Here is a 24726-nt window from a genome sequence, read left to right as displayed (position 1 = left end):
TCTATCTTGCAGCAGATAAGTTTATAGCGCAACAATTCAGGCTTATGTAGTATTTATACCACTGCTTTTTGCGTAACAGCTTCTACCGGAATATTTTCTTTTTTCTTGCCAATAATCAGGCGGATACCTTTATCATAGCTGAAGTAGCTCCACATCCAGTTCATCAGCACAAAAAACCTGTTTTTAAAGCCAATCACAGAAATCAAGTGAATAAACATCCATATAAACCAGGCAATAAGTCCCTGGGTGCGGTATTCTTTTTTCATCACTTTCAAATCTGCTACCGCATGATTGCGGCCAACAGTAGCCATAGAGCCTTTGTCACTATATTCAAATGGCTTTAAAGGTTTACTTACTATGATATTCTGCAGGTTTTTACCCAATAATCTGCCCTGCTGCATGGCTGGCTGCGCCATCATCGGATGCCCTTGTGGGTTTTCTTCTGTTACCATAGCGGCAATGTCACCTATGGCAAAAATATTATCATACCCTTCAACCCGGTTATAGGTATCTACTTTAAACCGGTTTCCCCTTACTATACTTTCTTTGCGTATGCCTTCGATGGGAGCACCGGCTACACCGGCTGCCCAGATCATGGTACGGCTGATCAGCTTTTCTCCGCTATCCAGCGTAACTGTATACCCATCATAAGATACTACTTTCCGGTCAAACCATATTTTTACCCCAAAATCCTCCAGAAATTTTTGCGCTTTTACAGATGCTTCGTCAGACATGCCGTTTAACAATTTTGGGCCGCTCTGAATCAAGTGGATATCCATCTTTACAAAGTCGAGTTCTTTATAATCTTTTGGAAATACATGTTTACGCAGTTCACTTAAGGCACCGGCTACTTCCACGCCAGTAGGTCCACCGCCTACAATCACATAATCCATCAGGCTGTTGAGTTGCTCTTCATCGTCTATTTGCAGGGCTTTTTCAAAATTGCTAAGTATCGTATTCCTCAATGAAAGGGCATCTTCGATATTTTTTATAGGAGTGGCATGTTTCTGAATCTGTTCATTGCCATAATAATTGGTGGTAGCCCCGGTAGCAATCACCAGATAATCGTAGCGTAGCAGACCAATAGAAGTTTCTACAATCTGGGTAGTGGTATCTACCGATTGAACTTCGGCCAGGCGAAAATAAAAATTATCCTGTTTATCGAATATTTTACGGAATGGATACACAATAGAATCAGCTTCCAGACCGGCTGTGGATACCTGGTAGAGTAAAGGCTGAAAGGTGTGGTGGTTTTGTTTGTCAATCAGTACTACCTGTACTTCAGCACCTGCCAGAGACTTGGCCAGTTCTATACCTCCAAAGCCTCCTCCTATAATTACAATGCGTATTTTACCGGTATCTGCAATTCTGGTTTGCTCAAGCATACTATTGAATTTATTTTCTCAAAACTAAATGTAAATAGGTTAAACTACATGAACAATACAGTAATATAAAAATTATTTATAGTCGCCCCTAAGTCAAATACGTACTTTTTTACAGAAGTATGCCTTTAATTTTAATTAATTTTACATCTAATATAAAATTACACTTTAAACAGCAATAAAATTATTATACGCTTTTTATGAACAATGATCCTGAACTAAATGGCAAATATTTAGGTACAATCACCAAAGACTTTGCCCTGGTATCTGATACCTTAAAAGAAGCTTCTTATCAGATCCGCAAACGGGGGTTTTCCCCCTTCCCTATTTTTCCGGTGAGTAAAACAGATCTACCTATTGGCCGTCTGCTGATCGGGAAATATGAGATGGCAACCGTGTGGAATTATTATGCATCGTTTCTGGAAGAATTTGAGCAGCTCAAACTAGTAGAAGAGGCTGATGTATTCAAACAAGCCTATAAAGACCCGGATGAGTTCTGCTGTTTATTTGTTGTAGACACAGACTTTACCAACTTTGTATTTATTCCCTACCCGGAGGATTAACTATTCACTTAATTTATAGAATTATAAGGTATACAAATTACCAAAATAGAGTCAATCACATTAATGCCGCCTTGACTTTGTACGTAAAGTAGATTAAATTGTATTTTATAGATCTATACCTATGAAAACACCACAAGAATGGTTTTCTGAATATAGTGAAAGCCACCAGAACCATACCAATAAGCTCGTCCATTGGGTATGTGTACCACTAATTATGTTTAGTATCATCGGGTTATTATGGTCTATTCCTTGCCCTTTTGTTGCCAGTTTGCCAGCTCCTTTCGACGATTTTATAAACTGGGGTACCTTTTTTCTATTACTTGCTTTATTCTTTTATCTGAGGCTATCATTTACCCTATTTCTGGGAATGCTATTGATCGCTTTTATAATTGCGCTTGGAAACTATATACTCTCTCAAAGAGCTGTACTTCCACTCTGGGCCATATCTCTGATTATATTTGCTGCAGCCTGGGTCGGACAATTTATCGGCCATAAAATAGAAGGAAAAAAGCCTTCCTTTTTTAAAGATCTCCAGTTTTTATTGATCGGACCAGCCTGGCTGCTGAGTTTTATCTATAAAAAGCTGGGTATTCGGTATTGAGCGTAAAAGAAATGCCAAAGAATCCTATCAAATCTGCTAATAATGAGCCGGTTGAATCTTGCAAGCTCGTTTTCCGTAAAGATCCGTTAGAAATTTAATGAGTTATTGAATTATTTTGCAGCATTTGTGTTTAATTGATGTAAGTAAGTATCAAAGTTATTATTCTGATAGGTTTCCTTCAAGGTTTTAAAAATTTTGGTAAAAGATTTGCTTACTAAAATTATATTTTATAAAATTTGCGTCAACAACGGATTAGGTACTATACCACATTGATCGATACGTTTTTCCATACTACCCCATTTAGGTTTAGGTTACCGCACCCGCGGAACTGACATATCTCGTTTTGCCTACGTGGCAAACTACTCTTGAAAACTTATACTGAAATTTTAATACTGCAAAATGCTTTCACAGGTGTAGTGTGTATTTTAATTTTTACTAATCATTTTCATTTAATTTAAACACAACCCATAATATACAAGATGAGCGAATACATTGTCCAGTCGGCTACTTATAATCACTTAAAGTTAGCTGAGGAAATATGTTTTCACATGGAAGAAAGTGCCAAAGCAAGAGGCACCGGTATTGCCAAACGTTCTCCCGATTATCTGATCCAGAAAATGCTGGAAGGTAAAGCGATTATAGCCACTACCCTGGCCGGAGAATTTGTAGGGTTCTGTTACATTGAAACCTGGGGACATGGTAAATTTGTAGCCAATTCCGGATTGATTGTTCATCCGGAACACCGGAAAAGTGGCATAGCCAAACGTATCAAAGAAAAAGCTTTCGAACTGTCGAGAAAAAAATACCCACATGCCAAGATATTTGGGTTAACGACTAGTCTGGCGGTGATGAAAATAAACACCAGTTTAGGTTACAAGCCGGTTACTTTCTCCGAACTGACGGATGATGAATCATTCTGGAAAGGCTGCGCCAGCTGTATCAACTATGATATTCTGAACCGTACCAACCGCAAACACTGCCTGTGTACCGGTATGCTCTTTGATCCGGCAGACGAGAAAAAGCCTGAAAAAAATGAGCAGAATTTTGCCAAGAAGTCCAGGTTATATGAAAGGTGGCTGCGGCTGAAAAAAAGGGTATTGTACAATACTTACCAGTCCAAGGAAAAAGAAGAAAAAGTATTGTCTTAATTTATAATTAAAACTAACCACCAGACCGGGGTTTAGAGACTAAGAAATTTTTAAATCAGTTTAATTCTTGGTTTTCCTGCTAAACCCCGGTTCAATAACTGTCATATCAAATGAAACAAAAAGTAGTTCTGGCTTTCAGCGGAGGCCTGGATACCTCGTATTGCGTAAAATATTTATCAGAAGAAAAAGGACTGGAAGTACATTCGGTACTGGTTGATACAGGCGGCTTCTCCCCGGAAGAATTGCAGCAGATTGAAAACAAAGCCAAATCCTTGGGGGTAACCAGCCATGTCACGGTAAGTCAGGTAGATACTTACTATCAACAGTGTATCAAATACCTGGTATTTGGTAATATTTTAAAGAATAATACCTATCCTCTTTCAGTAAGTGCAGAACGGGCTTTTCAGGCAATGGCTGTAGCTGAATATGCAAAGAAAATACAAGCCAAATATGTTGCCCATGGCAGTACTGGTGCCGGCAACGACCAGGTCCGCTTTGACATCATTTTCCGCATTCTGATTCCGGATGTACAAATTATTACGCCTATCCGCGATAATAAACTATCCAGAGAACAGGAGATTGAATACCTCAAATCCAAAGGTGTGGTGCAGGAATGGCATAAAGCGGCCTATTCTATCAACAAAGGACTGTGGGGAACTTCAGTGGGAGGCAAAGAAACACTTACTTCGCATGGATACCTGCCGGAATCTGCTTTTCCAACACAGCTTACCAAAGAGGAGCCTCAAACGGTAGACCTGCATTTTGAACAGGGAGAACTAAAAGGCATCAACGAACAAAAATTCGAAAACCCGGCTGATGCCATCAAAAAACTTACAGAAATAGCTACTCCGTTTGCCGTAGGAAGGGATATTCACGTAGGCGATACCATTATTGGTATTAAAGGACGGGTAGGTTTTGAAGCCGCTGCTCCGCTGATCATTATTAAAGCACACCATACCTTGGAAAAACATGTGCTTACCAAATGGCAATTATACTGGAAAGAACAACTGGCCAACTGGTATGGAAACCTGCTGCATGAGGGGCAATTCCTGGAACCAGTGATGCGTAATATTGAAACTTTCCTGACAGATACCCAAAAACATGTAACCGGAACCGTACATGTCCAACTGGCTCCCTATCGTTTCTATGTATTGGGAATTGAATCGAAATTTGACCTGATGTCGGCAAAATTCGGCAGTTATGGTGAAATGAACAATGCATGGTCGGGAGAAGATGTACGCGGCTTTTCGAAAATACTCTCCAACCAGACGATGATCTATGGCAAAATCAGCCAGGATAACGAATAGAAAATAGTCAACGGAAATTACTGAATGACAGGATTATATAATTATATATTATTTTTATCTTCTATCATTCAGTAATTCTTTAATGGCTTCTGTAGAGTTAAAAACTAACCAATGACTAATCAACTAAATATAGGCATCATAGGGGGCGCTGGTTATACCGGAGGTGAGTTATTGCGGATCTTATTGCAGCATCCTTCAGTAAACATAGTATTTGTCCATAGTAAAAGTCAGGCAGGCAAACCTGTTTATAATACCCACCATGATTTACTGGGAGAAACAGAGTTAACTTTCACAGACCGGCTGGATATTCCCGCTGATGTCTTGTTTCTCTGTATGGGTCATGGCGAATCGAAGGTATTTCTGAGTGAAAATCAATTTTCGCCGGATGTAAAAATTATTGATCTAAGCCAGGATTTCCGGGATGAGAGTAATGGGTTTGTATATGGATTACCAGAATTACAGCGGGAGAAAATTAAAAGGGCTCATAAAATTGCAAATCCTGGTTGTTTTGCCACTTGTATTGAACTGGCCTTATTACCGCTGGCTAAAGAAAAACAGTTAAATGAAGCTGTACACATCAGTGCCATTACAGGTTCAACCGGTGCCGGGCAAAGCTTGAACGCTACTTCGCATTATAGCTGGCGGAATGGAAATATTTCGGTTTATAAAGCATTTACTCATCAGCATCTCAAAGAAATCCGCATGAGCCTGGGTAAATTACAGACTTCTTATAGCGGCAAAATTAATTTTATTCCATATAGGGGCAGCTTTACCAGGGGAATTTTTGCATCCTGTTATACCACTACTGATCTCACTTTATCGCAAGCCCAGGAATTATATAAGGATTATTACAAAAATCATCCTTTTACCCATATCAGCTCTGATCCGGTAGATGTGAAACGGGTGGTAAATACCAATAAATGCTTTTTGTACCTGGAAAAAGTAGAAGATCAGTTACTCATTACCAGCGTAATTGACAACCTTACAAAAGGTGCTTCCGGGCAAGCGGTTCAGAATATGAATCTGATCACAGGAATACCCGAAACAGCTGGATTGGCCTTAAAGCCGGTATTTTTCTGATTAAATATTGCTATTACAAAACAACTGCAACATGAAATTATTCGACGTATATCCTATTTATAACATTGAGCCGGTCCGTGCCCAGGGAAGTTATGTATGGGACAATGAAGCTACAAAATACCTGGACTTATATGGTGGCCATGCAGTGATTTCTATCGGGCATGCTCATCCGCATTATGTTGAAAAGCTTACCGAGCAACTAAATAAAATCGGGTTTTATTCTAATTCCGTCAGGATTTCGATGCAGGAAGAACTGGCAGAAAAATTAGGAGCCTTATCTGGTTACCAGGACTATGCCTTATTCTTGTGTAATTCTGGAGCAGAGGCCAATGAAAATGCATTAAAGCTGGCTTCTTTTCACAATGGAAGAAAAAAAGTTATTGCCTTTTCCAAAGCCTTTCATGGTCGTACTGCTGGAGCCGTGGCTGTAACGGATAACAAGTCGATTGTAGCGCCTATTAATTCAACTGACCATGTGCAGTTTCTACCTTTCAATGATGTAGCGGCACTGGAACAGGCCATGAACGAAGAAGTCTGTGCCGTAATTGTAGAAGGAATTCAAGGCGTAGGTGGTGTAAATGTTTCTTCTGAAGATTTTCTGCAAAAAGCCCGTCAATTGTGCGATAAGTATGGAGCAGTCCTTATTTTGGATAGTGTGCAATGTGGTTATGGACGTTCCGGTAAATTCTTTTCACATCAATATGCTGGCATTCACCCAGACCTGATTACCACAGCCAAAGGAATGGGCAATGGATTTCCAATTGGAGGTGTGCTCATTCATCCAAAGTTCAAAGCCTCCTATGGATTGCTGGGAACCACTTTTGGTGGAAACCATCTGGCTTGTGCTGCTGGTATTGCGGTGCTGGATGTGATCAAAGAGGAAAACCTGGTAGAAAATGCAGCAAAAGTGGGAGATTACATCATGAATCAACTCAAAACTATATCTAATATCAAAGAAGTCCGGGGAAGAGGTTTAATGATCGGCATTGAGTTTGAAGGGTCAGCAGATCCGATCCGCAAAGAATTGTTGTTTGATCATCATATATTCACAGGTGCATCTGGAAAAAATACCATACGTTTGCTGCCTTCTTTAGCATTACAGAGAAAAGATGCTGATCATTTTTTAGAAAATTTAGAAAAAATTATAACAAAAAATTACATAATGAAATAAGTAATAAATACAGAAAACGGATAGATCAACGGTAATATTTTATCGTTAAACCCGCTAAAACTTCCTTTCAGAATGTTTTAGTGGGTTTTTTATTTCAGCAATTCTTATCCATATAATAAAGACAAGCATTCATTTTATATTAAAGTCACATCTAAACAACTCCCAAAAAATTAGTAAAATTCTTAAATAGCTTACATGCTACATATTTAATGTATGTATTATAAGAAATTAAAATTATCATATTCTTATAAAATATTTACCTATTTGCTGGTAAAATAATATGCCTTCAAAACACTATGATACACATTATACTCAGGCTATTAAAAAGATTATCCATAGGCTTGTATAGTCGATATACACTCTGGTTACTTTCATTCCTGCTGGGAAGCAGTTTACTTCAAAGCCCGCTATACGCGCAATGCCCTACCTGCCCAAGTGGAGCAACTATCATAAGCAGTAATCAAAGTAATTTAAATATTAATTCAGGAGCAGTTGTTTGTATTAATGCTGGCATTACAGTAACCAGTATTTCATTAAACGGCGGAACGCTCTATAATAATGGAACCGTAACAGGTAATGTTAACTTTAACAGCGGAAGCACGATATACAACTGTAATACCTTTACTCCCACGAATGGAATGGACATCAATGGGCCTTTTCATAATTATGGTACCCTTACTCAACCAGCAGGCTCCAATGTTTCGATTAATTCAAACGGAAATTTTATTAATTACCCAGGAAGTATTTCCACCTTTGTAAGCCTCTCTATTAACAGTAGTATACTCATAAGTAGTCCAATCACGGTTAACGGAAATCTTACTGTAAATAGCGGAGTAACCGTTAGTGGACCTTCAGGTAGTTGTAATAGTATTGCAATAAGTGGTTCTTTTTCGAATAATGGCACTTTTACCAATAATGTCACAGTAAATAAGGGAGCGAGTCCTAATAACGGGTCTATTCCAGCCTCTTCAATAAATTCAACTGCTACAACACCGGTAATCAATACCCAGCCTGCTAATACTTCAGCCTGTGCAGGTTCACCCGTTTCATTTTCAGTAGCAGCTACAGCGGCAGGTTCTACACTTACCTATCAATGGCAGGAAAGAGTAGGCTCAGGCGGATTTGTTACGCTTTCAAATGGTGGGATTTACAGTGGTGCTACCTCTGCCACTCTTACTATAAGTTCTCCTACTACTGCTATGAATAATAATCACTATAGAGTGATTGTTACTAACTGTCCCAGAACTACTACTTCCAATTCGGCTATCTTAAGCGTAAATGCTTCACCTGTTAATCCAGGAAATCCGGTAGCAGCTGCAAATCCGGCTTGTGGGTCTACCACACTAAATACCATGACAGCACCAGCTGGAGTAACTTATTACTGGCAAGGAAACAATTCTAGCGGTATCAGCACCACCAATCCTACATCCGCCACGTTTGCTTTGAATGCAAGCGGCACCTATTATGTACGGGCAAGAAATAACTCAAGCGGATGCTGGTCTGCAAACAGTGGTTCGGTGGCGGTGACGATAAATGCCGCTCCTACAGCTACCATCACCGGAAGTACCACCATTTGCAGGGGGTCCTCAACCACTATAAGTATTGCCTTAACCGGAACTTCTCCCTGGGCACTTTCCTGGTCAGATGGCAGTACCACTACGAATGTTACTAATATTGCCACGAGCCCCTATATGTTTTCTGTTTCACCTACAAGTACGACCACTTATAGTGTTTCTGCCGTTAGCGATGCCTCTTGTAGTGGTACTACCTCAGGAAGTGCAGTAGTAACTGTTACAACCGCAGTGAGTGGTACCCGCACCTGGAATGGCAGTGTAAGCAGTAACTGGGATCTGGGCTGTAACTGGACTCCCAATGTGGTTCCAACAGCCAGCGATGATGTGGTAATTCCAACCGGCAGACCCAATTATCCGGCACTAAATAGCAATTCAGCATGTAATAATATAGATTTGCAAAGCGGAACCGTAAGTATTAATGGCTATACCCTCACCATAAACGGAGTGATTACCAGAAATAGCCCCGGAACAGGCACCCTTACCGGCAGCAGCAGTTCTAACCTGACTATCAATGGAAGTGGTAATGCCGGTACGCTCTATTTCACCCAGGCCAGTGATGTGACCCGTAAAATACATATTCTTACACTGAACCGTTCAACCGGTAGTGGTGGAGTAATACTAGGAAACAATCTTATCATTGGTGGAAGTACATCAGCCCAGTTAAATATTATTGATGGCATCTTCGATGTAGGAAACAATCAGCTTACTTTCCATACCGGAAATGTACCCATCGCAGCCGGAGGCGGAGACAGGATTAGTGTAGGAAGTGGAGCAACCATTCAATTCGGGCTTCCTGGAAATCTGGGAGGAAATGCATTTACCTTACCCAATAACACCTTTGCTGCGCAAGTATTATTTAGTAATCTGATCATCAACCGGACAAATCCGATCTCCTTTAGTAACCAGGATATAACCCTTACTGGTAGTCTTACTTTAACCAATGGGGTGCTTGATATAGCCGGACGCAACCTGATATTCCAAAACGGAAATACTCCAATTGTCCGTACCAATGGAACACTTACTGTGTCTGGAGGGGCTAATCTTACATTCGGCACAAATGGCAATACTGGCGGAAGCGCATTTACTATTCCAGATGGCACTTTCACCACCGCACCCACTTTTACCAACCTGACACTAAATCGCCTAAATTCTTTAGGTTTAGGAAACCAGAACATTACTTTAACAGGTGCGCTTAACTTAACTGCAGGAATTTTATCTACCAATACCAGCAAAGTTATTTTCTCTACCACCGCTACCAGTCCGGCTGAAGTGAGCACAGCAAGAATTATTGGCGAAGCAGAAATGGCAAGCAGAAGCATAGGTACAGGCACAATAAATTTCCTGGGAGCCAATATCTCGGCAAATGCTTCTAATAATATAGGCAACGTGCTTATTAACCGGAAAACCGGACCTACAGGTATCAGTACAGTTGATGCTTATACCAGCATTGCCTCCTTATGGGATATTAATGTAAGTAACCAGCCTGCCACTGGTGGAGGAAGAAATGTTTCTTTCAGCTGGCTAAGCGATTTAGATAATGGAAAAAATATATCAGCCATGCAAGTATGGCGACAGGAATCAGCTCCATCCTGGCAACCGGTCGGCTCTACACAAACGGTAGCAAATACTACTTTACGTACGACAACTTCTGTAAATACCACTCAATTCTCCAAATGGACTGTAAGTGATAATGTAAATCCATTACCTGTTGAATTACTACATTTTAAAGCGCAAGCTGTACAGAATGCAGTTTATCTGGAATGGAATACCGTGTCGGAAACGGATAATGATTATTTTGGTCTAGAAAGATCAGCCGATGGAAAATATTTTGAAGAAATAGCCAGGGTACGTGGAGCAGGTACAAGCCGTAAGTTGAATAGTTATCAGTATTCCGACCAGAAACCGCTATCCGGAGTTACTTACTACCGGCTCAAACAAAGCGATTTTGATGGAAAAAACCAATACTCAACTATCATTGCTGTTCAAACAATCAGGCAAGTTCCGGAATATATTATTCCCAATCCAACCTCTCCCAGTTTGATAAAGATTCTGACAAACAACAGTTCTTATGAGCATACATACTCTGTTTCTGTAAGAGAAATCACCGGTAAACTCGTGTATCAGCAGTCACATGCTCCTGATTCAGAAGGCTTAATCCGTATCGGACTTAAATCAGTATCCTTTATACCAGGTTATCACATTGTGACGATCACCAGCCCAGAAGGAACCTCGCATCATAAACTGTTGATTCAATAGTCATTTGTACAAACAAAATTAAACTAAACCGCTTCTGATATAGTACACCAGAAGCGGTTTAGTTTTTTCATTCAATCTCAGCTGATTTAGGAATCCAGCCTTGTTCGCCATTAAGTGTTTGTACAAAGAGAAACTCATCATTTTCAGCCAGCACTGGCAAAGCATCTCCTGCTTCAAGAGCTGTTACAAATGGAGCTAATGAATCTGGTTGCTCCAGCAATAGACCAGGAGCCTGCAATCGTTGAGTACGTAAAGGTTTCTCCAGGTTTTCAATAAGCGTGGAAGAAACATAACCGGTTATTTCGTTGGGAAGCTTTACTTTATACCAGTTTGCGGCACCGCCAGTAATATAGACTGGTGTATTGCGGTCTAGTTCAAGTAATAACGTTGCCTTAGCATCCGGCGCTATACGGACACTGGCTTTTTTTGCTCCTACTCTAGCCCATGTCGCCAGTCGTTTCATGTCTGCAATCACTGGCTGGGGGTCTTCGGATGCCAGTTGTAAGGCAGGAAATGGATCAAAAGCACCCCTTCCAGAGCGGTAAATACCAAAATGCAGATGTGGCGCTGTTGTACGGGCATTTCCAGTATTGCCTACCAGACCAATTGTATCTCCAATCTCAACCCGTTCGCCACCCCGTACCAACTGGCTATCCAGATGCGCATAATATAATACCTGATTCCGGTTCTCATCCGACAACCACACTACCTTTCCACCCAGATTGTTTTCATTGGCGGCCCTGATATAGCCATTGGTGGAAGCAATAACAGGCGTTCCCTTCCTGGCAAATATATCCACTCCTTCGTGCCGACGGGCGCCTCCGTCACGGGGAACACCCCATACACTGCCTATCTGTTTGCTATTTTTTCCTGGAATCGGAAAAGCCAGGGTAGGCTCTCTGGTAATACTGATGGTATAATTTCCACTGGTGAGCAGTTCTGGCTGGAGTCGTATCAGGTGAATCTGGTCTTCTTCTACTTCATAACTGAGGGAAGCAGTATTGGTATCTGCTGTGGCTACATGCCTGGGATTGCGGCCGGAAGCATTATTCAGCTCAAACACATCTATAAATACCTGTACCGGCTGCGTGGATTTTATTTCTGTACCAATCACCAGGCGTTGCCCTCTTTTTGCAGATAACCGGTAACTGATGGCAGCGGGTTTATCGGCAGCAAAGTATCCGGTTTCTTTAAATGGCAATGTGATCGTGAGCGAATCCCGTAATGCCCGTTGACCGGCAGCCATCCACTCTCTGCCTAAAGCCGTGTTTTCCAGTTTAGCCGTTTTTAGAGACTGTTCGTATTTTTCATAAGGTGTTTGCTTTTTAAATACTTCCCGCAATGGTTGCACCCCACCACAGGCCATTATTCCTACAGCCAGGACAAATGGTAACAGATATCGTTTGAATAATGATTTATATAATGGTATGGTCATAGTTGGGAGAATCATTTGAAAAAGAATAACTGACTTTCAGCCCGATTATCCTGAGTAGGTGGCTAATTTATATACGGAAAAAAGGGATAAATAGTGCCCTGAAAACAGCCTTCAAGCCAGCTCTTTTTTAACTGCCTGTCAGATTCCTTCTAACGGCTTATGTAATAAAATGTACTATTTATATATATGCACATCAATCATTTGAATCCTATCTGATAGAATAGATAGTGAATGCCGGTAAATATCCGTTGAAACAGATTAGACTAACTTTCTAAGCGTATCAGAAAGCTAAATTATGAATTTATCAGGCCATCGTAAGAAGAAAGGAATTGGTCGGATAACAAATGATGAATTGTAGCAAGTGAAGCAGGAGAAAAAGCAAAGTGTAATATTAAACGATTTTTAATTTTTGATTTTCTTACTTTTATTCTTATTTCACGAAAATTTAAGATGTAGTAATTCGGATTTTCTTAGTAAATAGTTTTAATTGAGCATCTTAATTTATTCTGATTAGTATTAACATCCCATTAATTTATCCATTTTGAAAGCATTACTAAAAGACCTTTTATATAAAGTTTCCCTCTTATCTGTAAAAGGAGATACCTCCGTCCAGATTTCTAACATATGTTTTGATTCCAGAGCCGTTCAGCTGGATAGTTTGTTTATTGCCGTAAAAGGCACCCAGACCGATGGTCATGCCTATATTGATAAAGCGATCGATAGTGGTGCAGCAGCCATTGTCTGCGAACAAATGCCTGATAAACTCAGAGATGAAGCGGTATATGTGCAGGTATCAGATAGTGCCCAGGCATTAGGCTGGATTGCAGCCAATTATTATGGGAATCCGTCTGCTAAACTTAAACTGGTAGGAGTTACCGGCACCAATGGCAAAACAACTACAGTTACCTTGCTTCATAAATTATTCAGGAAACTGGGCTATAATACAGGCTTGCTCTCAACAGTACAGAACCAGATCAACGAAACGGTTATTCCATCTACACACACCACTCCCGATGCCATTCAGCTCAATAAACTGCTCGATGACATGGTAAAAGCTGGTTGTACCCATGCATTCATGGAAGTGAGTTCACATGCGGTGGTACAGCACCGGGTAACGGGAATCAGCTTTACCGGAGCGATTTTCACCAATATTACCCACGATCATTTAGACTTTCACAAAACTTTCGATAATTATATCCGGGCTAAAAAGAAATTCTTCGATGACCTGCCTTCTTCAGCCTTTGCGCTGGTGAACCTCGATGACAAACGCGGACTGGTAATGATGCAGAATACATTAGCCAGCCGGAATACTTTTTCGCTGCAAAGTATGGGCAATTTCAAGGGAAAACTGATCGCCAATACCCTGCACGGCTTACAAATGGAAATTGGCGGGAAAGAAGTATGGTTTAAACTGATCGGCAACTTTAATGCCTATAATCTGCTGGGGGTTTATGGAACGGCCATTTTGCTGGGTGAAGAAAGTGAAGAAGTATTGATGGAATTATCTAACCTGTATGCAGCTCCCGGCAGATTTGAGCAAGTTGTTTCTCCTAATGGAATTACTGGAATTGTGGATTATGCGCATACACCGGATGCCCTGGAAAATGTATTGTCCACCATACAATCGCTTCGGGAAGGGAACGAACAGGTTATTACTGTGGTGGGTTGTGGCGGAAACCGGGATGCCACCAAACGGCCGTTAATGGCAGAAATTGCCTGTAAATTCAGCGATGTGGTGATTCTTACCTCCGACAATCCCCGCAATGAAGATCCTATGGATATTCTGGATCAAATGATGCAGGGAGTAAAAATTACGGACCGAAAAAAAGTACAGGTAATTGCCGACCGCAAAGAAGCCATTACCAAAGCTTGCCAGTTAGCCAAATCAAGAGATATTATTCTGGTGGCTGGCAAAGGTCATGAAACATACCAGGAAATTAAAGGGGTAAAACATCCCTTCGACGACAGGCAAGTGCTGCAATCCATTTTTACAGTAAAAACTCATTAGTATATACCATCCAGTTTGACCATAGCATGTTATATTATTTATTTGATTATTTAGACAAGCGTTTTGATTTTGTTGGGGCCGGGGTATTCCAGTATATTTCTTTCCGGGCGGGTATGGCCGTTATTATTTCGCTGATCATTGCCATTGTATTTGGAAAAAATCTGATCAACCTGCTGCGCCGTTTACAAATTGGCGAAAGCATCCGGGATCTGGGGCTGGAAGGACAGTTAAGCAAAAAAGGTACGCCTACCATGGGTGGCATCATCATGATTGCTGCCATTCTGATTCCCACGATCCTGTTTGCCAAGATCAACAATATTTATATCATTCTGCTCATTGTATCTACCGTCTGGCTGGGTTTGATCGGTTTTCTGGATGATTATATTAAAGTGTTCATGAAGAACAAAGAGGGCTTACATGGCCGTTTTAAAGTAGTTGGTCAGGTTGGGCTGGGCCTAATTGTAGGACTTACCCTGTATTTTAACGATGATGTGGTGATACGCCAGTATCCAGGTGCTGAAACTACCAATAGTCAACCCGTAGAAGATGTACGCAATTATATTGAAATCAAATCTACCAGTACAACGGTGCCATTTTTCAAAAACAATGAGTTTGATTACAACAATCTGATTCCCTACTTACCAGATGAATATACCTGGATTGTATATGTGCTGGTAGTGATTTTTATAATCACTGCTGTATCGAATGGAGCTAATATTACCGATGGCATAGATGGACTGGCGGCCGGAACTTCTGCTATTATTGGGTTTACACTGGGGCTCTTTGCTTATCTTTCCGGTAACGCCATTTTCGCCGACTACCTGAATATCATGTACATTCCTAATTCCGGCGAACTGATGATTTTTTGCGCCGCTTTTGTAGGTGCCTGTATTGGTTTTTTATGGTATAATTCTTTTCCTGCCCAGGTATTTATGGGTGATACCGGAAGTTTAACCCTGGGTGGCGTAATTGCCGTATTAGCTTTTACAGTACGTAAAGAACTAATGATTCCGGTATTGTGCGGCATATTTCTGGTGGAAAATATTTCTGTAATCATTCAGGTATATTATTTTAAATACACCAGGCTAAAGTATGGAGAAGGCCGCCGGATTTTTAAAATGGCACCCTTGCATCACCATTACCAGAAATCTGGCTACCATGAAGCTAAAATTGTCACCCGCTTCTGGATTCTGGGTATTCTGCTGGCCATCTTCTGTTTAGCAACTTTGAAATTGAGATAAGATTCTAAATAATTTAAAAGGCTGTCGATGAAAGACAGCCTTTTTGTTTTTACCTTTAGAAAATTAACCCTACTCAATATACTACACTCGCCTAAAATCAAACAGGTTTTGTAGAGGCATTTTGCAAGCAGCTGGCAACAATTTTCATCCCTTCTCCAGATACAGCAAAACTGCCCCATTAGAAAACACATTATGCCTGATGAGCCGGAGATTTTCCTGCTTTTTAATATTAGGAAACAACTCAATGCCCTCACCCAATAGAACCGGAATAAAGGCTAGAATGTATTCATCAATCAGATCAGCATCATGAAATAATGAGACTATTTCCCCGCCGCCCACCAGCCAGATATCTTTGCCTTTTTGCTCTTTCAAGTGCCGCACAAAATCCACCGGATTCTGCGTGACCAGTATTGATTCTGGTACAACAGGTTTAGCTGAATCTCTGGTAAAAACATACGTAGACTTTCCCTGATATGGCCATTCTCCAAACTGGAGGCAGATTTCGTAGGTTTTGTAGCCCATCAAGGTGGCATCAATAGAATCATCAAACGGCTGGTAGCCATAATCCTCAGAGGCTGGATCAGGCAGCCAGTTGACAGAGCCATCTTTCCGGGCAATTTTGCCATCCAGACTGGTGGCAATGTATAATTTAACTTTACGCATACATCTTTTTTCCTGTAAAATTACCTTAATACATTGCCTGGGAATTGTATAAAATTAACCTTCAATTCCAGTTGCTACTCTGTTATTTTTATTTCTATAATATGAGGCGAAGCAGGAAGTACACGCCCTGCCCTAAACTGCCGGATGTAAGTTGCTGGCGTAAACCCTGTATACCGCTTGAAAAAATGTATAAAATGTGCCTGATCGTAAAAATCCAGATCATAGGTACTTTCAGTGAGGGGTTGTGAGGGATGTTGTATTAAATGTTGTAAAGTCTGGTTGAGTAGCAGCAAGTGGTGAAATTTGCCTGGTGTAATACCAATATATTTTTTGAACGACTGAATGAAAGTCTTAGAAGAAATTTTATACTCATCAGCGATACGCCCCACAATCCCTTCTACTAATCTAGCCTGTTTCATTCGGCTTAAGCTATTGAGCAAAATACCTGGAATATGGCGATCACCTAGCTTGCTCCACAGAAATTTTTCAAACAGGACAAAAATGGCTGCTGGCGTTTTGGCCTCATAAATTTTATCAATTAATTCAGTAGCCTGTTTGCCAAAAACTGCTTCCATAGATACAGACGAATCCTGTAATTCGAAAGCATTTATTCCTGTTAGTGCCTGCAATCCCCATGGCTTAAAAAGCACTCCGATTGTAAAATGATTGCCTGCAGTGCTGGTGTAAATAGGCCTTGTTTGCAAGCCGGAAATCCATCCATGTTCATTATTGACCAGCACTGCTTGGTCCTTTTGCATTTTCAGAACCGGAATATGCCTGTCGGGCTGTTTTTCAAAACCCACCTGGTCTGCCCTGGATACAAGAAACTGATCAGAAAAGTTAATGATCAGTTCCTGATGTAACATTGGCAAGGTGAGGTTACAATAATCAAAACTGACAGCCTGCGAACACCAGATGATGTCGATAAAATGAGATAAAGGTGCTGCAGGAGAATAACTAACTGTTTTCATGGAAACAACTGGTACCAGAACATAAATGTACTATAGATACTAACACTGCTCAAGTACTGCTTGTTTCCAACGATCCACGGTATTTATTGAATAGTAAAATTGAATAGTTATCTGTCCCCTATTTGTTTAACAATGCGGATGGCATGTTTTCGATATAATAAATACGCCACAAATCCAATTACAAGCAAAGCCCAGATATTGACCAGAAACACCAGCAATTGTTCAAATACCTTCCATCCACTCAGAAATGCTTCATATAATCTGGAGGTTAGTGGTGCTTCATAAGCTTGAATAGCAGGATACTGGTATGTTTTTTCCTGAAAGGTGGTATGGGGCTGATACAAGGTAAGTTTGATGGTGCTGAAATTTACCTGATCCATATAGTTCATATTCCGGATGGTACCCGCATCTGCCTCCTGCTGCTTACTAAGCAAGTTTTCTTCTGCCTGAATGGTCTCATTTAACTTTTTTCCCCGTTGGGCAATGGCTTGTAGGGTTTCCGCACCAAAGATAGAGAAAAAGGAAAGAGGGGCTAACTTTGTGCATGGAACTTAAAAAGATACTAAACAAAGTAGCTGATTTTCGGGTGCAAGGCCGCTGCTTACATCTATTAGCAGATATTTTAGGCTTAGTTTTATGTGGGGTAATAGCCGATTGTGATGACTTTGACGAGATAGCAGATTATGGCAAAGATAATACAGCGTTTCTGCAGCAAGAACTAGGATTAAGTTTTGTTAATGGTATACCTTCTGCTGACACTTTAAATCGGGTGATCAGACACCTGGATAGCCATAGTTTGGAGCAATGCTTCAAAGCGTGTGTAGCTGGCTTCTCCTTAGCAGGCAAGCAGGTATGTATAGATGGCAAAGAATTGAGAGGTACTATACCTGCAGGCAAAAAGCATGCTTTGGTTCGTATGGTCAATGTATGGGTAGAGGAACATAGCTTAAGCTTTGGACAAGTAGCCGTAGAAGCCAAGAGTAATGAGATTACAACTATTCCTGCTTTATTAGATACCCTTGATTGCAAAGGTAGTATCATTACTATAGATGCTATTGCTTGTCAGCAGGCAATTGTAGAAAAGATCAGGGATAAGCAAGCCCATTATGTGATTGCCCTAAAGGCTAATCAAGGTGTACTCTATGAGCAGGTAGCCCATTTTATGCAAATCAATAAGTCTGCTCTCGCTTTTAATCAGCAACTAGATAAAGCCCATGGCAGAGGAGAAGAACGTAGGGTATATATTGCTCAATGCATTGATTTGGTAGAGGAAAAGGAAAAATGGCAGGACTTACATACTTTAGTCATGGTAGAAAGAAAACGCATTATAGCAGGCAAAAAGCAAGAACAAACCCTGTTCTATATAAGCAGTTTAACAGATACAGACCCTGCCTTGTACAGCCGCTACATAAGAGGCCATTGGGCGATAGAGAATGGCTTGCATTGGCAACTAGATGTTACCTTTAGGGAAGATGAGGCTAAAGTCAGGAAAGATAAAGGACCCATCAATCTGCATCTGATTAGAAAGTGGTCTTTGCATCTGCTCAAAAAAGAGCCTTCTTGCGTGAGTGTCAAACGGAAAAGAAAAAAAGCTAACAGAGACACTAATTTCCTGTTAGCTATTCTTAAAACTTAATATTTAGTGCGGAAACCCTAAATGGCTTGTTCTACCCGCTGTTCCGCCTTTTGATTTCTTTTGATCCGGAGGCTATTTTCCAGCAATTGTAAGCTTACATCATCCGCATTAATAACCCGGTGGTCCAGAAAACCTGTCACCTGGCTAATTTCTTTTAGTAAGCTGTCAAATTGTGAGTTTGGCACCCGTAAGGTCATGTTGTTTTCTACCATATATTCGGTTTGTTGCAGCATGGTATCAGCTTTTATTTGCGTAGAGGTGGAATAAACCACAGTACTGGTGAGATTTGTATGGCTTACAAAGCCCTGATAGCTGCGGGTTAATTCTTCAATTGTTTCTGTTGCCTGTGTTACATTGTCAGTTTTAAATTTTACATCTGCCGTACGGATGAATTTTCTTTCGGGTGTAGCAGGAGTACTACTTTCACTCACTGCTGCTGGTGACTGTGCAACGGACACTGAGTCTAAAGATATTTGTTCAGTATACGCTTTTTCCATGCTACGTTCATTAGAGCAACCGAATAATACGGCAAACAGGAAAATAAATGCAAAAGGATAGCTGCTGAAATATGATTTCATAGGTTCAATACACAATAAATGGAGTGAATATTTGGAAAGGAAGAATAAATATGACAATTTATACAGCCATCTGATCAAGGTAACCCAGCCGAGGGCAGGAAAAAATCAAGAAAAATTTCTCCTAAGCTGCATGGAAATTTAGGTTGTTAACTCTAGTTGATTGTGCTTTGAGGTACTGAATCAGTTCAGCAGGTTTATGAGAGCCGACAATACTGCACCTCCAGAATTTTCTCGCCAATCCCGGAAACTGCCAGGTGCTGTTAGAAAGAGGAAAAGGGGAAAGTTTCGATACCAGTGTAGATTTATCTATCCAGGCCACCAGGAAAATATTGTCCAGATAGGCTCTGCCCAACAGTGCATCATATAATTGTTTTTCACTCCAGTGGTGCAAATCAACTGCTTGCTGAGATAACCAGCGATCTTTGGCTTTACGGCGTTGCCGGAAATAAATCTGCAGATGGATATCTCCCCCCATCTGTTCAATGGTTTGTTTCCCCCTTCGGATCAGTTTGATATCTCCTTTCTGGATACAGGCTGGCAGTGTGCGCCATTCATCGGGAATCAGGGATGTTTTCACTTCCAGGTGTAACGCTTGTGTTCCCAATCCATACACAAAATCAATGTCCATACAAGTACCATCTGGCAGATAATTTACCTGATTAAAGAAAACCTGGTGGCTGGCAAACCAGTTTTTGAGGGCTATTTCACCAATAAATCCCCGTACTTTACAATCAAAACCAATATTTGGATGGCGCATCCGCAAATTATCCATCAAATTGCTTTGTTTTGCCCGTTGAATGGCCTGTAAAATATCAGATTCTGAAAGAGGTAAAGAGATAACATCCTGGTAAACAACAGCCATAATGATATTGATATAGTATGCTGTTGATCGGCTTGTTTAGGGAAGAGTAACCAGAGAAATTAACAGGTGACTGGTCAGAAGCCAATTTCAGTAGGATGCGGTAGCAACCTGTCGTTCACCATCGGCTTTTGGCTAATATTTCAGACGCAAAATCCATAAAACTAAGTATTTACTCATGCTTTTAAATTAAGTACCTTTCCTACAAAATTCTATGATGATATGACTGCCCCGATCAGACTTATTGTTGCGGATGATCATCAGATCTTTGTGGACGGACTTTCAGAAGTGATATCGAAAATAAGTGGGGTAGAAATGATAGCTACGGCCAATAATGGACAGGAAGTGATCAGCAAACTGGAAAAAATGTTGTGTGATGTGGCCATTCTGGATATTCATATGCCTGTAATGGATGGGCTGCAAACCACTAAGATCATCAAACAGCGCTTCCCCCGGACTAAGGTACTAATTCTGACCATGAATAATGAGTTTTCTCTCATCAGAAATTTACTTCAGGCAGGAGCCTTAGGGTATATTCTTAAAACTACCGGCCGGGAAGAATTTGAAAGAGCTTTACGAAGGGTGGAAGCAGGCTTAACTTATTTCAGCGAAGCTGTAGCAACCGAACTAGCCCGCCAGTATATGCCAGAGCCTGCAATAGCTTCTACCCTTTCAGAACGCGAAAAGGAGATTGTAGCGTTGGTGGCCAAAGAGTATTCTTCCCACGAAATCGGAAACATATTATTTATAGCTCCTACTACTGTAGATACTCACCGGCGGAATATTATGCAAAAGATTGGCGTAAAAAATACGGCTGGTTTAGTAAAATTTGCCCTTAAACAAGGGCTAATTGATTAAAGTTTAGTCAGCAGCCACGCTTTCAACCACAGGAGAAAGCGGCAATACAATTGTAAATGTACTTCCGCTATGTAGGCCTCCGCTTTGGGCAATAATTTCTCCCTGATGCAGTTCAATAATTCTTTTCACAATAAACAATCCTAATCCGGTGGAACTCTCGTTACCGGTTGGCCTGGCAGATAAGCGCTGAAATGGCGCAAAAAGATGCTTCATTTCCTCTGGCTGTATACCTAATCCTTCATCTTTAAAATAGATTTTTACCTGTTCCTGGCTTGCTTCAATCCCTATCCAGATGTTTTTGCCAGAAGGAGTAAATTTAATGGCATTACTGATCAGGTTTTCCAGGGCATCATTGATAAGTTCAACATCTATTTCTACCTCAAGGCCACTTGTTTCCTGAAAAAACAGGTTCTGCCCTTTCTGCATAGCCTGTAGCTGGTTGCGGTCCACTACACTTCTGACAAGCAAGGCTATGTCTATTTTATCTTTTTGGAGACTGATATAGTTATTTTCCAGTTTTGCTCTTTTTAGCAGGTTTGAAAGCAGATGAAACATTTGCTTTGATATATCCTTCACGGTTTGTGAAAGGCGGATAATTCTTTCCGGATCAGCAACCGATTCTTTGATCAGGTCAGAATACAGCATAATCCCACCCAGCGGATTTTTCAGGTCATGTACGGTAAGGTTGGTTAATTCTGTTTTTAACCGGTTTGCTTCTTCGGCCCGCTGGCGCTGATACTCGGCTGCCTGCTGCTGTTTTTGTGTTTCAATAAGCGATTGTTCCAGTTGTAAACTGCGTTGCCTTAGCTCCTCAGTCCGCTGGGCAACGAGTTGTTCCAGTTGGCTGTTGCGGGCTTTTATTGTATACACCCTTGATTTATACCAGACATACACCAGCAAGCAACCAATCAAAACAGAGGTAATCTGAAACCACTTTTGTAGCCAGAGAGGAGGTATAATCCGAAGTTTTAGAGAAATCCCCTGCTGATTCCAAACACCATCATAATTGGCTGCTTTCACCCTGAAGGTATACTCTCCGGGATCAAGATTGGTATAAGATACAAACCGCCTGTTACCGGCATCTACCCAGCCTTTGTCTACGCCTTCCAGTTGATACTGATATGTATTTTCTTCCGGCAGAGAGTAGCTTAATCCAACATATTCAAACGAGAAAAAATTTTCATTATGCGATAAAGAAATAATACTATCTGAATAAGCTCTGGGTGAATTGAACACCTTAAAACCAGAGACTGCAACTGGCGGTACATATGGGTTAGCTTTTACGCTATCCGGATGAAATACATTAAATCCGTCTTTACCTCCAAAATACATTTCTCCGCTTTCATTTTTGTAAAATGCTCCTAGAAATTCATCACCTTGCAAGCCGTTTCGTCTGTCAAAATGCCTGGAGCTTTTAGTTTGTGGATTATAGGTATACAGACCATTACTCCTTGTTGTAACCCAGAGATTGCCTGAATTATCTTCCATAATTGCACGTATCTTGGTAGTAGGCAAACCTTCCTTATGCGTGATAGGGGCAAAAATACCAGTATGGGGATTAAACCGGTGTAAAACATTCTCAATAAACCCAACCCATACGAATCCCTTTTTATCCTCATAAATGCAGTGCGTACCAGAATTATTAAGAACATTTGCCGTTTCGGTTCTGTAAGGATAATGAGTAAACAGACCTGTATCTGCATTAAAGCTGGCAATACCATTTTTTGCTGATGCTATCCATATTATTCCTGATTTACCCATATGTATAGCTGATATGCCAAAGTGCCCTTCCTTATCCAGATATTCCTTTTCAGGCATATACCTGGAAAATTTTCCAGTCATGGGATCAAACTGGTTTAAGCCGTTATTGGTGCTTATCCATAACTTGCCGCTACTATCTTCCCGGATTACTGTAACTACATTGTGGCTAAGTGAAGAAGTATTTAAAGGGTCATGCTGATACCATTGAAAAGAATCTGATTCCGGAATATACTTTCCTAATCCTTTTCCTCTGGAACCTACCCAAATGGTGCCCTGCCTGTCCTGAAAAAGGGAATACACAGTTATTTTATTTACCCCGCTTACAGAAGGATCACTCAATACATAGGTTATCTTCTGTGCGGTTTTCTTGTCTAAGCGTACCAGAATATTTTCACTGCCAATCCAGACATTTTGTAAGTAGTCTTCGAGTAAGGAATGAACCTGTCCCTGGCTCAGGGTAGCATTTTCACCGATATGTGAATACAATTTAAACTTATTCCGGCCTCTATCATGCATACTGATTCCTGTATTGAACGTACCAAACCAGAGCATGCCACTGGGATCTTCATATATAGTTTTAATATAATCATCTGAAATGCTGGAGGGATTATTCTTGTCATGCCGGTAGACGGTGAATGTCTGACTGGCAGGATCAAACTTATTCAAACCGCCAGGCCAGGCACCCATCCAAAGCTGTCCTTTGCTGTCTTCAAATACGGCGGTAATATTATTGCTACTGATAGAGAAGGGATCGGCAGGATTGTGAACAAACCAGGATTGTTTACCTGAAGCAGGATTATACCTCATTAAACCGATACCATCTACTCCGGCCCAGATCATCCCAGAGCGATCCTGGTACACTTCTATGATCTTATAAGATAGGGCAGGTTGACCATTTGCCTCTGTGAGAAGTACATGTTGAAAGGTATTGGTTCTGGGATTATAATGCTCCAGTCCGGCATCGGTTCCAATCCATAGGGTGCCATCCCTCCTATCTAATTGCAGGTCATAAATATCATTATCGATCAAACTATTTTTCTGCGCAGGATCATGTAAAAATCTGGTAAACTGCCCGTTGGCAGGATCAAATTTATTTAAACCATCCTCCGTACCAATCCACAACATCCCTGCCTTGTCTATACTCACAGCACTTACATGATTGTCGCTTAAACTATTTTGATTATGCTCATTATTCTGGTAGGAAGTAAATGTTCCTGTTTTAGGGTCTAATCTATTCAAACCGCCATTGGTTGCAATCCACAATACCTTATTTGCATCTTCCACCAATCCCCTGACATGACTTGAACTTAAACTGTTGAGATTGGTCGGGTCATTCCGGTATACCGTAAAAGTATACCCATCGTATTTATTGAGACCGTCTCTTGTTGCAAACCACATATACCCTTTACTATCCTGTAAAATAGTATTTACGGTCGCCTGCGATAAACCTTGAGCAGTGGTGAGCCGGTCAAATCTTAGTTCTTCCGGCTCATTTTTTACAAGGTTACTCTGGGAATGTCCATTTACAGGAAATAATACGAATAGATATAAAATGACTAAAATGCCGTACAAAAAAAATTTCATGTTACTAATAAAAGGTAGTAGGCAACTGTTAATTTAATTAATTATGGCAG

Annotated in this window: 19 protein-coding genes; 11 read left to right on the top strand and 8 right to left on the bottom strand. The window is 40.8% G+C overall.

Going from position 1 to position 24726, the window contains the following annotated elements; all coding sequences use genetic code 11:
• Positions 1 to 53 precede the first annotated feature (53 nt).
• Entirely contained in the window at positions 54 to 1385 is a 1332-nt protein-coding gene (locus GXP67_RS32070) for an NAD(P)/FAD-dependent oxidoreductase (protein ID WP_162446889.1), read from the bottom strand.
• Positions 1386 to 1582: 197 nt separating this feature from the next.
• Here GXP67_RS32070 and GXP67_RS32065 point away from each other — a divergent pair, with 197 nt between their 5' ends.
• The 7 genes from GXP67_RS32065 (at position 1583) to GXP67_RS32035 (ending at position 11082) form a co-directional block, all read left to right on the top strand.
• Positions 1583 to 1945, top strand: a complete 363-nt coding sequence (locus GXP67_RS32065; RefSeq protein ID WP_162446888.1) for a hypothetical protein — start codon at positions 1583 to 1585, stop codon at positions 1943 to 1945.
• A gap of 121 nt (positions 1946 to 2066) precedes the next feature.
• Positions 2067 to 2546, top strand: a complete 480-nt coding sequence (locus tag GXP67_RS32060; protein WP_162446887.1) for an Mpo1 family 2-hydroxy fatty acid dioxygenase — start codon at positions 2067 to 2069, stop codon at positions 2544 to 2546.
• 479 nt (positions 2547 to 3025) lie between these two features.
• A complete protein-coding gene (locus GXP67_RS32055; protein WP_162446886.1) occupies positions 3026 to 3694 on the top strand; it encodes a GNAT family N-acetyltransferase in 669 nt (222 codons plus the stop codon).
• 110 nt (positions 3695 to 3804) lie between these two features.
• Positions 3805 to 5001 carry an argininosuccinate synthase gene (gene argG / locus GXP67_RS32050; RefSeq protein WP_162446885.1) on the top strand — a complete coding sequence of 399 codons (1197 nt, stop codon included), beginning with the start codon at positions 3805 to 3807 and terminating at the stop codon, positions 4999 to 5001.
• A gap of 111 nt (positions 5002 to 5112) precedes the next feature.
• Positions 5113 to 6081, top strand: coding sequence for an N-acetyl-gamma-glutamyl-phosphate reductase (gene argC / locus GXP67_RS32045; protein ID WP_162446884.1), 969 nt, complete (start codon positions 5113 to 5115; stop codon positions 6079 to 6081).
• A 31-nt stretch (positions 6082 to 6112) separates the two neighbouring features.
• The gene (locus GXP67_RS32040; protein ID WP_162446883.1) at positions 6113 to 7252 is read left to right on the top strand and encodes an aspartate aminotransferase family protein; all 1140 of its coding nucleotides are present in this window, start codon (positions 6113 to 6115) and stop codon (positions 7250 to 7252) included.
• A 296-nt stretch (positions 7253 to 7548) separates the two neighbouring features.
• Complete coding sequence (locus GXP67_RS32035) at positions 7549 to 11082, top strand: beta strand repeat-containing protein (protein WP_162446882.1); 3534 nt, start codon at positions 7549 to 7551, stop codon at positions 11080 to 11082.
• 67 nt (positions 11083 to 11149) lie between these two features.
• Here GXP67_RS32035 and GXP67_RS32030 read toward each other — a convergent pair whose 3' ends face one another.
• Positions 11150 to 12517 (bottom strand): SH3 domain-containing M23 family metallopeptidase, encoded by a 1368-nt coding sequence (locus GXP67_RS32030; protein WP_232064726.1) that lies wholly within the window; start codon positions 12515 to 12517, stop codon positions 11150 to 11152.
• 541 nt (positions 12518 to 13058) lie between these two features.
• Here GXP67_RS32030 and GXP67_RS32025 point away from each other — a divergent pair.
• Both GXP67_RS32025 and mraY read left to right on the top strand, forming a co-directional pair.
• Positions 13059 to 14525 carry a UDP-N-acetylmuramoyl-L-alanyl-D-glutamate--2,6-diaminopimelate ligase gene (locus GXP67_RS32025; protein WP_162446881.1) on the top strand — a complete coding sequence of 489 codons (1467 nt, stop codon included), beginning with the start codon at positions 13059 to 13061 and terminating at the stop codon, positions 14523 to 14525.
• Between the two features lie 26 nt (positions 14526 to 14551).
• Positions 14552 to 15766 (top strand): phospho-N-acetylmuramoyl-pentapeptide-transferase, encoded by a 1215-nt coding sequence (gene mraY, locus GXP67_RS32020; protein ID WP_162446880.1) that lies wholly within the window; start codon positions 14552 to 14554, stop codon positions 15764 to 15766.
• A gap of 144 nt (positions 15767 to 15910) precedes the next feature.
• Here mraY and GXP67_RS32015 read toward each other — a convergent pair whose 3' ends face one another.
• The 3 genes from GXP67_RS32015 to GXP67_RS32005 all read right to left on the bottom strand — a co-directional run bounded on the left by GXP67_RS32015 (position 15911) and on the right by GXP67_RS32005 (position 17852).
• Complete coding sequence (locus GXP67_RS32015) at positions 15911 to 16429, bottom strand: dihydrofolate reductase family protein (RefSeq protein WP_162446879.1); 519 nt, start codon at positions 16427 to 16429, stop codon at positions 15911 to 15913.
• A gap of 74 nt (positions 16430 to 16503) precedes the next feature.
• Positions 16504 to 17400, bottom strand: a complete 897-nt coding sequence (locus tag GXP67_RS32010; protein ID WP_162446878.1) for a helix-turn-helix domain-containing protein — start codon at positions 17398 to 17400, stop codon at positions 16504 to 16506.
• Positions 17401 to 17507: 107 nt separating this feature from the next.
• A complete protein-coding gene (locus GXP67_RS32005; protein ID WP_232065311.1) occupies positions 17508 to 17852 on the bottom strand; it encodes a DUF4349 domain-containing protein in 345 nt (114 codons plus the stop codon).
• Positions 17853 to 17944: 92 nt separating this feature from the next.
• Between GXP67_RS32005 and GXP67_RS32000 the strand changes: the two genes are divergently transcribed.
• Positions 17945 to 19036 (top strand): ISAs1 family transposase, encoded by a 1092-nt coding sequence (locus GXP67_RS32000; protein ID WP_162441340.1) that lies wholly within the window; start codon positions 17945 to 17947, stop codon positions 19034 to 19036.
• Positions 19037 to 19053: 17 nt separating this feature from the next.
• Here GXP67_RS32000 and GXP67_RS31995 read toward each other — a convergent pair whose 3' ends face one another.
• Together GXP67_RS31995 and GXP67_RS31990 are read right to left on the bottom strand one after the other, a co-directional pair.
• Positions 19054 to 19614, bottom strand: a complete 561-nt coding sequence (locus tag GXP67_RS31995) for a DUF4349 domain-containing protein (protein WP_162446877.1) — start codon at positions 19612 to 19614, stop codon at positions 19054 to 19056.
• Positions 19615 to 19735: 121 nt separating this feature from the next.
• Positions 19736 to 20476 (bottom strand): hypothetical protein, encoded by a 741-nt coding sequence (locus tag GXP67_RS31990; protein ID WP_162446876.1) that lies wholly within the window; start codon positions 20474 to 20476, stop codon positions 19736 to 19738.
• A 219-nt stretch (positions 20477 to 20695) separates the two neighbouring features.
• Here GXP67_RS31990 and GXP67_RS31985 point away from each other — a divergent pair, with 219 nt between their 5' ends.
• Positions 20696 to 21331: a response regulator transcription factor gene (locus tag GXP67_RS31985; RefSeq protein WP_162446875.1), complete on the top strand. Its 636-nt coding sequence runs from the start codon at positions 20696 to 20698 to the stop codon at positions 21329 to 21331.
• Positions 21332 to 21334: 3 nt separating this feature from the next.
• Here GXP67_RS31985 and GXP67_RS31980 read toward each other — a convergent pair whose 3' ends face one another.
• Entirely contained in the window at positions 21335 to 24676 is a 3342-nt protein-coding gene (locus GXP67_RS31980) for a ligand-binding sensor domain-containing protein (protein WP_162446874.1), read from the bottom strand.
• Positions 24677 to 24726: the final 50 nt, after the last annotated feature.

It is taken from the genome of Rhodocytophaga rosea (genome assembly GCF_010119975.1).
GTDB lineage: Bacteria > Bacteroidota > Bacteroidia > Cytophagales > 172606-1 > Rhodocytophaga > Rhodocytophaga rosea.
Note: the sequence above shows the minus strand (reverse complement) of the source record. Positions and strands in the feature narration are given on the sequence as shown.